This window comes from Chloroflexota bacterium, from assembly GCA_035652535.1.
Classification (GTDB): domain Bacteria; phylum Chloroflexota; class UBA6077; order UBA6077; family SHYK01; genus DASRDP01.
This window is the reverse complement of sequence record DASRDP010000001.1, coordinates 12508-23519: the sequence shown is the minus strand read 5'-3', so window position 1 is coordinate 23519 and position 11012 is coordinate 12508. Positions and strand designations below refer to the sequence as shown.

Annotated in this window: 8 protein-coding genes; 2 read left to right on the top strand and 6 right to left on the bottom strand. The window is 68.0% G+C overall.

Annotated features, from left to right (window positions below; translation table 11 throughout):
- Positions 1-33 precede the first annotated feature (33 nt).
- Both VFC51_00105 and VFC51_00100 read left to right on the top strand, forming a co-directional pair.
- Positions 34-642, top strand: a complete 609-nt coding sequence (locus VFC51_00105; GenBank protein HZT05408.1) for a ComEA family DNA-binding protein — start codon at positions 34-36, stop codon at positions 640-642.
- Complete coding sequence (locus VFC51_00100; GenBank protein ID HZT05407.1) at positions 642-3008, top strand: ComEC/Rec2 family competence protein; 2367 nt, start codon at positions 642-644, stop codon at positions 3006-3008. The genes VFC51_00105 and VFC51_00100 overlap by 1 nt, the downstream gene beginning before the upstream one ends.
- Before the next feature lie 21 nt (positions 3009-3029).
- Here the strand turns inward: VFC51_00100 and VFC51_00095 are convergent, their stop codons facing one another.
- The 6 genes from VFC51_00095 to VFC51_00070 are packed head-to-tail and all read right to left on the bottom strand — an operon-like array spanning position 3030 to position 10958.
- The gene (locus tag VFC51_00095) at positions 3030-4316 is read right to left on the bottom strand and encodes a beta-ketoacyl-[acyl-carrier-protein] synthase family protein (protein ID HZT05406.1); all 1287 of its coding nucleotides are present in this window, start codon (positions 4314-4316) and stop codon (positions 3030-3032) included.
- Entirely contained in the window at positions 4303-5289 is a 987-nt protein-coding gene (bioB, locus tag VFC51_00090) for a biotin synthase BioB (protein ID HZT05405.1), read from the bottom strand. The genes VFC51_00095 and bioB overlap by 14 nt, the downstream gene beginning before the upstream one ends.
- Positions 5290-5313: 24 nt before the next feature.
- Positions 5314-6108 carry a dethiobiotin synthase gene (gene bioD / locus VFC51_00085; GenBank protein ID HZT05404.1) on the bottom strand — a complete coding sequence of 265 codons (795 nt, stop codon included), beginning with the start codon at positions 6106-6108 and terminating at the stop codon, positions 5314-5316.
- Positions 6105-7511 carry an adenosylmethionine--8-amino-7-oxononanoate transaminase gene (bioA, locus tag VFC51_00080; GenBank protein ID HZT05403.1) on the bottom strand — a complete coding sequence of 469 codons (1407 nt, stop codon included), beginning with the start codon at positions 7509-7511 and terminating at the stop codon, positions 6105-6107. The genes bioD and bioA overlap by 4 nt, the downstream gene beginning before the upstream one ends.
- Positions 7495-8718, bottom strand: coding sequence for an 8-amino-7-oxononanoate synthase (gene bioF, locus VFC51_00075; GenBank protein HZT05402.1), 1224 nt, complete (start codon positions 8716-8718; stop codon positions 7495-7497). The genes bioA and bioF overlap by 17 nt, the downstream gene beginning before the upstream one ends.
- Before the next feature lie 2 nt (positions 8719-8720).
- Entirely contained in the window at positions 8721-10958 is a 2238-nt protein-coding gene (locus VFC51_00070; protein HZT05401.1) for a UvrD-helicase domain-containing protein, read from the bottom strand.
- Between the last annotated feature and the right edge of the window lie 54 nt (positions 10959-11012).

The window sequence follows — 11012 nt, the reverse complement described above, 5'->3', positions numbered from 1 at the left end:
TGACGCGCGCCAAGCCTCTTTGGAAAGACTCACGTGAAGAGCTGGCTCATGGCCAATGGCGTTCCCGTCGCGGCCGCGCTCGCCGCCGGACTCCTCGTCATGCTGCTGAATCTCGGGCGCCAGCAACCGGCACCCATCGAAGTCCGGCCGCTCGATCCGATTCCAACGCCAACGTCGATCCTCTACGTCCACGTGGACGGCGCTGTATCAGCGCCCGGTGTCTATGTCCTGGCGACCGGCGGGCGCGTCTTTGAGGCCATCGACGCGGCGGGCGGGGCGACCGACGAGGCCGACTTGAGCGAGCTGAACCTCGCGGCGCGCGTCGCCGACGGCCAGAAGCTCGTCATCCCGATGAAACGCTCGGAGGATCAGGCTACCGGAACGGAGCCGCCGCGGTCCTCGGCGGCCGCCTCGGGCTCCAGCGCGGCGGCGGCCCCGCCCGGCAGCCCCACGATCAACATCAACACGGCGAGCCAGCGAGTGCTGGAATCTCTACCGGGAATTGGGCCCGTGACGGCCGGCCGAATCGTAGATCGGAGGACGGCGGCCGGGCCGTTCGCGCGCATCGAGCAGCTCCGCGAGGAGCGGCTCGTCACTGCATCGACCTATGAGCGCATCAAGACACTAATCTCCGTCGACTGATGCCGAGATCGAGCGCCGTCCCAGTCTGCGGCGCGCTCTTCATCGTCGGGACGGCCCTCGTCGCGGCGGTCCCTGGCCGTGTCGCCGATCTCTGGCTCCCCGTTGGCTCGACCGTCGCGTGCGGCGCCGTCGCGGCGGCCGCAGCCTGCCTCGTGCTCAGGCGGGTTCAGAGCGCCATGTTTTTCGCGGTCGCAGCGCTGGCGCTCGGCATTTGGCGCGCCGCCGTGGGATTCGAAGCCTGGGGCAAACCTTGGACGGATGCGCCAACCTCTGAAATTCGTGCGTCAGGCGTGATCGTGGCGCCGGTCGAGCAGCGCGGGCAAACGGCACGTGCGTACGTCAGTGTCGATCGGGTAATCAGTCCGGAATCGGCAAGTCCTCCGCCGGGGCTCGTCCTTCTGTATCTTCCGGCCCTGGCTCCGGTCGTCCAGTGGGATCGAGTCGAGGTCGCGGCTCGACTCGATCCGGTTCGCCCCGAAACGGCCGACGGCGCCAGGCTGCGGGCGCGCGGCGTCGCGGCTGTCGCCGCCTATCCGCGAATCGCTGTGACGGGCGATGGCGCGCCAAATGGGATCGAATTCGCGCTCTCCGCGGCTCGCCGGCGCATCTCCGCGGCCATCGACCGGACGCTACCGGAGCCGGAGGCGGCGCTTCTCGGCGGATTGCTCGTCGGAGCGACCAGCGGGACCAGCGAGGAATTTCGCCGTGCGCTCGTCGCCTCGGGCACGACGCACATCGTGGTTGTGTCGGGCTACAACGTCACCCTCGTCGCAGCGGCGCTCGCGCGGCTCGCCTCGCGCTGGCGGCTCGTCGCGACGCTGCTCCCTCTTGGAGGCGTCTGGCTCTTTGCCGCCGTCGCCGGATCCGGAGGACCGACCCTGCGCGCGGCGATCATGGCGACCATCGGCCTGGTCGCGATCAGGACCGGACGCGGCCGAGACGCGCTGCTCGCCCTGACCCTCACGGGCGCGCTGTTGATCGCCATTGACCCCCTGCTCGTCACAGACTTGAGCTTTCAGCTTTCGGCTCTTGCCACGCTCGGCCTCATCGCCCTTCAGCCGCGCGTCGCCGCGCTGTTCCCCTGGATGCCCAGCGCCATCCGCGATCCGGTCTCCGCCACGATCGCGGCGGAGCTGCCGACGCTCCCCATCCTCGCGACCGTCGTTCACCAGGTCTCGATCGTCTCGCCGCTCGCGAACCTGCTTGTTGCGCCGCTGATCCCTTGGGCGACGATCGGCGGCTTCCTCACGCTGCCGATCATGCTGGGCGCTCCGCCCCTGGCGTCGGCGGCGGCATGGGTCGTCGGAATCCCGACCGTGGCGATGGTGGCGATCATCGAGGCCGCGGCTCGCATACCGGTCGCCATCGCGGGCATCGGCGATGTGCCCCCGTCTCTTACGGTCGCCTACGCCGTCGCCTTGCTGGGCTGGGCGTTGGCGGGGACGCCCGAGGGACAGGACCTGTGGTCCGCCGCGATGCGCCCGGCGATAGCTCGACCGGCTGCCTCGGCCATCGGCGTCCTCGCCATCGGCCTGGGCCTCACCTGGGCGCCGGCCGTGGGGGGCGACCGTCCGCTCAGCATCAGCATCCTGGACGTCGGCGATGGAGACGCGGTGCTGGTGCGGACGCCCGCGGGGAAGAGCGTCCTGATCGATGGTGGCGCAACGCCGGCGGCGGTTCTCGAACAGCTCGGCCGACGGATGGGCCTCGTCGAGCACAGCCTGGCCATTGCGGTGCTCACTCGGGCTGACAGGGAGCGCCTTCCGGGCGCAACGGCCGCGGTTCAGCGTTATCAGCCCGCCATTGCGTTTCGCACGGCGGACTCGATCGCGTCGGCCGCCGCGCAGCAGTGGGCTCTCGCGTCAGGGACCGACCACGTCGTGACCGTGGATGCGCCGATCAGCGTCGCCCTGGATGCGGGCGTAGCTCTCGACCTGTTCCCAACTCAGGCTACGGCAGCCCCGAGCGACCGAGACCCGACGCCGCAGCGGAGCCTGCTGGTCCGGGTCCGTCGCGGCTCGGTGAGCGTCCTCATGGCGCCGTCGGCAACAGCCCAGGAGGCGCTCCGCGCGGAACGCGCGGGGTGGCCGATCTCCGCGAACGCGATCCTCGTGCCGTGGGCAGGGCCAAATGGAGCCGTGAGCGCCCAGCTCCTGCGGTCGGTGCAGCCGTCTGTTGCCGTGATCTCCGTCGCCAGCGGCGACCACGCCGGCCGCCCTTCGCGAGATACCGTGGAATTGCTCGCGGACACGTCGCTGTTTCGGACCGACCTGCACGGAACCGTCGAGCTGGCGACCGACGGCTCCGCCCTGTGGGTCACGACGGATCGCTGGCCACTGGGGGCTTCCGCGAAGAGGCCCAGCTAACCGCCGACCGTCGAGCCACAATCACACGATGCGGCCAGCTCCTTGCGTCCTGGAGCCCTGAAGGACCAGCGCGACGTTATGTCCGCCAAAACCGGACGACGTCGAGAGCACGGTGGAGAGCCGCGCCGGCCGCGCCTCGCCGGCCACGATCGACAGCCCGAGGGTCGGGTCCGGATCATCGCAATTGCGCGTGGGCGGCAGCATCTGATGGTCCAGGGCCTGGAGCGCCACGATGGCTTGAACCGAGCCCGCCGCGCCCATGAGATGGCCCAGCCCGCCTTTGATCGCCGTGACCGGGATCTCACGCAGGCCATCGCCGAAGACCCGGCGAAACGCTGCCGCCTCCGCCGCATCCCCAATCACGGTTCCAGTCGCATGGGCGAAAATCGCATCGATCTCACTGCGCGAGATGCCCGCCTTTTCGACGGCGCGATCGATGGCGCGCGCGAGCGGCTCCGCATCAGGATCCGGGCGCGTCTCGTGGTGCGCGTCGGTGGTAGCCGCGTACCCGGCGATCTCGCCACGGATTCTTGCCCCTCGCCAGAGCGCGGCGCTCCGCTCCTCCAGCACCAGGATCCCGGCCCCCTCGCCAATCACGAAGCCGTCGCGGGAGCGGTCGAAGGGACGGCTGGCCGAAGCCGGATCGTCACTCCGCGTCGACAACGCGCCAGCCGCCTGATCGCCAGCGACGGTAAGCGGGGTGATGCACGCGTCGGCCCCCCCGCACACCATGATCCGCGCGTCGCCCCTTCGAATGATCTCGGCGGCCTCGCCAATCGCCTGGGCGCCGGTCGCGCACGCCGACGTCACGGCGAAGCTCGGGCCGCGGAGGCCGAGATCGATGGCCACATGGGCGGACGGCATGTTCGCCAGCATGCGGGGGATCAGCCGCGCGCTCACCCTCGGCCGTTCGGCTGTGCACAGCGTCCGGATGGCGTTCAGCGCGGTGGCCTCTCCGCCGTGGCTCGACCCGATGACGACGCCCGCCTCGTACGGATCGTCGATCCGCCCGAGCCCCGCGTCCGACCACGCCACTCTCGCGGCGGCCAGGGCGAACCGAGCGCAGCGGTCGAGCTTCGGATCCGGCACGCCTTCGATCTCGACCGGATCGCGCACTTCGGCGGCGATCCGCGCCTCGAAGCCCGATGCATCGAAGCGAGTGATGGGCCCCGCGGCCGCTCGTCCTTCGCACAACGAACGCCACAGCGCCGCGACAGAGCACCCGAGGGGCGTGACGACGCCTACGCCGGTCACGACGACGCGGTGGCCGCCCAGCGGGGCCGCGTGGCGGCCATCACCCCCCGACATGGGTCTCGATCTCGAATCCGAGGTCCTCGATCATCTTCCACGTTTCCTGATACGGCTGGCCGGGCGTCGTGAGGTAACCCGAGACGAACACGGAGTTCGCGGGGTAGAGCGCGAGGGGCTGCAGCGAGCGGAGGTGCGCCTCCCGGCCGGCCGACACGCGAATCTCCTGACGGGGATTCAGGAATCGCATGAGGCACAGGATCTTCAAGCACCGCTGGGGAGTGGGCGGCCCCTGAGCCTCGAGCGGCGTTCCGGGGATCGGCAGCAGAAAGTTGACGGGTATCGACTGCGGATCGAGGTCTCGGAGCGCCATGCACACGTCGATGACGTCGTCCTCAGTCTCGCCCTGGCCAAAGATGGCGCCGGTACAGAGGCTCAGGCCGGCTCGCCGGGCGGCGTGCAGCGTATCGACGCGATCCTGATAGGTGTGCGTGGTGCAGATCTCCGAGTAGTAGCGCTCACTCGTGTTCAGATTGTGGTTGAGCTGCTCGACGCCAGCGTCCCGGAGCCGAACTGCGTCGTCCTCCGAGAGCAGACCCACAGAGCAGCAGATGCCCACGTCCACTTCCTGCTTGATGCGACGAACCGCGTTCACCAGATAATCGACTTCGCGCGGCGTGGGGCCCCTCCCACTGATGACGATGCAATAGCGGCGGGTGCGCGCCTGGTAGGCCCGGCGAGCTCCGTCCAGAAGGGCATCCATGCTCACCAGCGGATACTTCGCGATGTCCGCCTCGGAGATCTTTGACTGCGCGCAGTAGTGACAGTCTTCCGGGCAAAGGCCACTCTTCGCGTTGATGAGCATGTGGAGGTGGACGCGATTTCCACAGTGCGCCAGGCGGACCCGGTACGCCGCGTCGAGGAGGGCGAGGATCTCATCATCCGGGCAGCGCAGCACCGCCTCGCACTCCTGTCTGCTGAGGGCGATGCCCGCCATGGACTTGTCGGCCAAGGCGCGAAAGTCGGTCGTCATCGACAGCGATACTCCCATTTTCGATCACGCACGCCGCTCGCCTCGGCGGCGGCGTCGCAGCGCGGCGTGCTGAGCCCGCAGGTCACGCGGATGCGCGCGCGCCCACGCAATGGAGATCTGCTCGGCGAGGTGAAAGCCATACATGGCCAGCGTCCCGCTGTCCAGGCTCGGAAGAAAGGGCACCTCGCCGATGAGGTGAGCGCGCCCCCAGCGCCGCAATGAGACCGCGTTGGTCCGCGTCGCCGCGTCCTGTTCGAACCCCACGCGGTTCAGGACGATGCCGAGGACCTCGAGACCAGCGGCGCGCGCCGACTCCACCGTGAGCGACGCGTGGTTGATGGCGCCCAGCGTGTTTCTCGCCACGATCAACACCGGCACGCGAAGCTGCGCGGCCAGATCGCGCATCGTCAGCCCCCCGGCAAGCGGAGTGAGCAGGCCACCAGCCCCCTCGACCACGACGCATGAGTACTGAGCGGCGAGCGAGCGAAAGCCGAGAACGATCCTCCCGACGTCGATGACCACATCCTCCATCTCGGCAGCGAGAGCGGGCGCGAGGGGATGCTCGAGGGCGTAGGGTGTGACGGCATCGAGCGGGGTCCTGCACCCCGCCAGCTCGCGCAGGAACACCGCGTCCTGGGGGACGGGGCGACCGTCGAATTTCCGGCATCCGGACTCGACGGGCTTCATCACGCCGACGCGCACGCCACATTGGCGCGCGGCGGCGACCAGCATTCCTGCGACGACCGTCTTCCCGACTCCCGTGTCGGTCCCTGTGACGAAGACCGCAGGTGCCCCGAGATCGAAGGCAGGGACGCTCATGCGGCCACTCGCTGCTCTACGGCGGCGATGGAGTCGAACGTTACGTCGAGAAGTATCTGCATCTCGTCGCCGGAGATCGACAGCGGAGGCATGAGTACGATGACGTCACCCAGGGGCCGGAGTATGACGCCCCGCGCTCGCGCTTCTTTGATGACCTGCACGCCGACTCGCTCGCTGGCTGGAAATGGCAGCCGAGACGCGCGGTCCCGGACCAGCTCGATACCCGCGATCATGCCACATTGCCGGACGTCTCCTACGTGTTCCAGCTCCCGGAACCGCGCCAGGCCCGCCCGGAGCTGCTCGATGGATCGCGAGACGTGATCGAGCACCCGCTCGCGCTCGAAGATGTCGAGGCTGGCGAGCCCGGCGGCGCAGGCCAGCGGGTTCCCAGTATACGTGTGCCCGTGGTAGAAGGTGCGCCCCTGGTCGATGGGCCCCAGAAACGCCCGGTAGATCTCCTCGGTCGCCAGAGTCGCCGCCAGCGGAAGGTACCCGCCGCTGATGCCCTTCCCGAGGGCCATGAGGTCGGGATCGACGCCCTCATGCTCGCAGGCGAACATGCGCCCCGTGCGGCCAAATCCAGTGGCCACCTCGTCCGCGATAAAAAGCACGTTGTTCCGCCGCGCGATCTCCCGAACGGCGCGCGTGTAGCTGGGTGGATAGACCAGCATCCCCGCGGCGCCCTGCACGAGCGGCTCCATGATGACGGCCGCCAGCTCGTCAGCATGCTCGGTGATAAGGCGGTCGACTTCATCCAGGCACGCCATGTGGCAGGCGGGGTAACTCAGGCCAAGATGGCAGCGATAGCAGTGGGCTGAGTGCGCCTTCACGGTCGGAAACACCAGCGGTCGGTAAACGCGCTGGTACGCTTCAACTCCGCCCACGCTGAGCGCTCCGACTGTATCACCGTGGTACGCGTTCCACAGCGAGAAGTACTTGGTCTTCCGGGGTTGTGGATGCTCGCACTGCTGCCAGTATTGGAGCGCCATCTTGATTGCAATCTCAACAGCGGCCGCCCCGGTGTCCGAATAGAACACGCGCGACAGGCGGCCCGGCGCCAGGTCGACGAGCCGCCGCGCGAGCCTCACCGCGGGCGCGTGGGTCAGGCCGAGAAAGGTGGAGTGGGCGACCCGGGCGAGCTGAGCGGCGATGGCCTGATTCATCTCGGGCCGCGCGTGCCCGTGGAGGTTCACCCAGAGCGAGGACACCCCGTCGAGATACCGGTTCCCCCGATCGTCGATGAGGAACGACCCCTCCCCCCGATCGATGACGATCTGCGGCTCGGCCTCCCAATCCTGTTGCTGGGTGAACGGGTGCCACAGGAAGCGCTTGTCGTCGGCATCGAGGTCTTCCACTGCGACGAGTGTTGAGGCGGAGGCTGCCTCGTCAGGACCCGGTGACACGGCTAGCTCCGGACCCGGCTGAGGCGAGCAGACCGATCCGCTCGCCGACGCGCACGAAGGTCTCGATGGCAAATGTCAGGTCATCGCGCGTGTGGGTCGCCATCGCCGACACGCGGATCCGGGCCGCGTTCGCCGGCACGGTGGGAGGCCGAATGGCCACGGCATAGACGCCCTCCTGCCGAAGGGCAGACGCCATCTTCACTGCCGTCCCCGAATCTCCGACGAGCACGGGGATGATCTGCGTCTCTGAGTCGCCCGTATCGAATCCGGACGCGCGAAGCGCCGCGCGGAGCACGCCCGCGTTCTCCTGGAGCTGGTCGACGAGCGCCGGGTTAGCCTCGAGGAGATCGAGCGCGGCGACCGATGCCGCGACGACCGGCGGCGGCAAGGCCGTCGTAAACATGAAGCTTCGCGCCGTCGACACGAGATAGTCGGCGAGCAAGCGCTCTCCCGATACGAAGGCCCCGAAGCTCCCAAGCGCTTTGCTGAGGGTTCCGACCGCAGCGGTGACGCGATCCTCCATCCCGAGCTGGGACACCAGTCCACGGCCGCCTGCCCCGATGCACCCGGTGGCATGGGCCTCGTCCACCACCAGCATCGCTTCGTATCGATCGCACACCTCGGCGATCGCCTCCAGTGGAGCCAGGTCGCCATCCATACTGAAGACGGTGTCCGTCACCACCAGCCGCCTGCCGCGCGGCGAATGTCGGACCGCCCGCGCAAGCTGGGAGTCGAGCGCCTCCACGTTTCTGTGGCGGAAGGCCGAGAAGTCGGCGCGGCTCAGCCTGCACCCGTCGATGAGGCTCGCATGGTTCAGCTCGTCCCCGACGACGACGTCTCCGGGCCCCACGAGCGATGGGATCAATCCCACGTTCGCGGTATAGCCGCTGGTGAAGAGCAGGGCGCGCTCGCTCCCCTTGAACTGCGCGAGCCGCTCCTCCAAGAGATCACACAGGGGCGATGATCCGGCGACCAGGCGCGACGAGCCCGCGCCCCAGCCGTACTTCTCCCCTGCCTCCGCCGCGGCGGCGACGACCACCGGATGGTTGGCGAGCCCGAGATAATTGTTCGAGCTGAGGTTCAGAAGCTTTCGCCCATCGACCTCGACCCAAGGGTCCGCGCCGCGAGCGACCGTCGTCAGTCGGCGGTCGAGGCTGCGTCCCCTCAGGGCAGCCAGGCGTCGCTCCGCGAACTGGAGGCGCCCCATCCCTACTTCCGCTGCAGCGGGGCGTAGGCCACGGAGAGCTTCTTCACCCCCTTGCCTTCGAAGGCCACGGTGATCTCCTCATCACCCCGGGCGAGCACGCTGGTCACGACGATTCCCGAGCCGAAGGCGGGATGGTACACGCGGTCGCCGGGCTGGTACTGCTGCTCGACAGCCGGCTGCGGCGCGCCAGCGGACGCAACGGCAGCCGGCTCGGTCGACCCATTGACCGGTCGCCATTGCGCTCCAGCAGCGACGCGCCCATTCGGTACGAGGCCTCGAGCGCGCACGCTGGGAAACGCCTCGCGCGTCAGCTCCAGCGGGATGTCCCCCAGGAACCGCGACGGCTGGTTGATCATGCTGTTGCCGTAGAGCGTCCGGTGGTGCGCGTGGACCAGGCAGAGCCCGCGCATGGCCCGGGTGATCCCCACATAGACGAGCCGGCGCTCCTCTTCCATCTGGGTCGGATCGTCCATCGACCGCGAATGCGGGCAGAGCCCTTCTTCCATGCCGACGATGATCACGTACGGAAACTCCAGCCCCTTCGCGGCGTGGAGCGTGATGAGTGTGACGCCGTCGGAGGCCGGATCGTACGAATCGACGTCCTGGACGAGGGAGACCTCTTCGAGGAGCGCCGCCAGCCCGAGCGGCGGCGCCAGCTCCGCGAATGCCTGCGCCTTCGTGCGGAGCTCGGTGATGTTAGCCCACCGCTCCTCCCCCGCATCGGTTCCGTCACGAACCGATGCCGCGTAACCGGAGCGCTCGAGCAGCAAGTCGAGCAGGTCGAGCGGGGTCATCTCCTGGGCTGCGCGCCCGAGGAGCCGAATCAGGTCCACGAATCCCCGCACGGCGTTGCGCGCTCGAGTTTGCAGGAGCGCGCCGGCCGAGCCCGGCTCCGATCCGTCGCCGGTCGCGACCTCCTCGAGCGTCTCGAAGATCGATCGCCCATGCCGCCCGGCCCATCGCTGGATCTCGTTCGCCGTTCGATCGCCGATCCCGCGCGCCGGGACGTTCAGGATGCGCACGAGGCTGACCGTATCCAGCGGGTTCAGAGCGAGGCGCAGGTAGGCCAGCACGTCCTTGACTTCCTTCCGCTCGTAAAAGCGCGTGCCGCCAATCAGCTTGTACGGAACGCCCATCCGCACGAACGCGTCCTCCAGCGGCCGGGATTGGACGTTCGTCCGGTACATCACCGCGATGTCGCTGTAGCGGATTCCCTCCATCCGGACCAGGCGCTCGACCTCGCGAATCGTGAACTGCGCTTCGTCCTCTTCGTTGAACGCCTCGTGCACCGTAACGGGTTGGCCGCGCTCGTTCTCGGTCCAGAGCCGCTTGTCCTTCCGCACCTGGTTGGCGCCGATGACCGACTGCGCCACGTCGAGTATGGTCTGCGTCGACCGATAGTTCTGCTCGAGAAAGATGACGCGCGCCTCCGAGAAATCGGCTTCGAAGTTCATCAAGTTGCGGAAGTCTGCCTTGCGCCACGAGTACACGCTCTGGTCCTCATCGCCAACCACGCATACGTTGCGGTGCTTTTGGCCCAGCAGCTTCACGAGCTGATACTGGGCCACGTTCGTATCCTGAAACTCGTCGACGAGGATGTAGAGGAAGCGGTCCTGGTACTTTTCGAGCACGTCGGGTCGCTCCCGGAAGAGGCGGACCGTCTCTCCGATGAGGTCGTCGAAGTCGAGGGCGTGGTTCTCGGCGAGCGCCTCCTGGTACCGGTTGAACACGGCCAGCACCCGTTCTTGCCAGAAGCCCTGCGCCGAGCGCGCATACGAGCGTTCGTCGATCAGCTCACTCTTGGCTGAAGAGATCGCCGAAAGGAAGGCTCGCGGCGGGAATCGCTTCTCGTCGATCTCCATCTCCTGAAGGATCCGCCGAACGAGCCCGATCTGATCCCCGTCGTCGTAAATCGCGAACCGCGGATCGACGCCGATGACGGCGCCATCACGTCGCAGAATTCGCGCGCATTGGGCGTGGAATGTGCCGACAGCAATTCCCTCGCCCGCGCGCCCCAACAGATCGTCCAGCCGCTCACGCATCTCGCGCGCGGCCTTGTTCGTGAAGGTAACGGCCAGCACGTTCCACGGACGGACGGACTCCCCGAGCACGAGGTGGGCGATCCGGTGGACGATGACGCGGGTCTTCCCGGATCCGGGTCCGGCGACGATGAGGAGCGGTCCGTGGACGGCGAGGGCAGCCTCGCGCTGCGGGGGATTGAGTCCGTCGAGGTAGAGCAAAATATAGACCCAGACGTTGTCTCGCAGAAATGGCTTCGCCGTTTCTGCGAGACA

Coding starts and splice junctions, on each gene's coding strand:
- bioD (HZT05404.1), bottom strand. CDS start 6,108: ATGAGCGTCCCTGCCTTCGATCTCGGGGCACCTGCGGTCTTCGTCACA.
- bioF (HZT05402.1), bottom strand. CDS start 8,718: ATGGGGCGCCTCCAGTTCGCGGAGCGACGCCTGGCTGCCCTGAGGGGA.
- bioB (HZT05405.1), bottom strand. CDS start 5,289: ATGACGACCGACTTTCGCGCCTTGGCCGACAAGTCCATGGCGGGCATC.
- VFC51_00100 (HZT05407.1), top strand. CDS start 642: ATGCCGAGATCGAGCGCCGTCCCAGTCTGCGGCGCGCTCTTCATCGTC.
- VFC51_00095 (HZT05406.1), bottom strand. CDS start 4,316: ATGTCGGGGGGTGATGGCCGCCACGCGGCCCCGCTGGGCGGCCACCGC.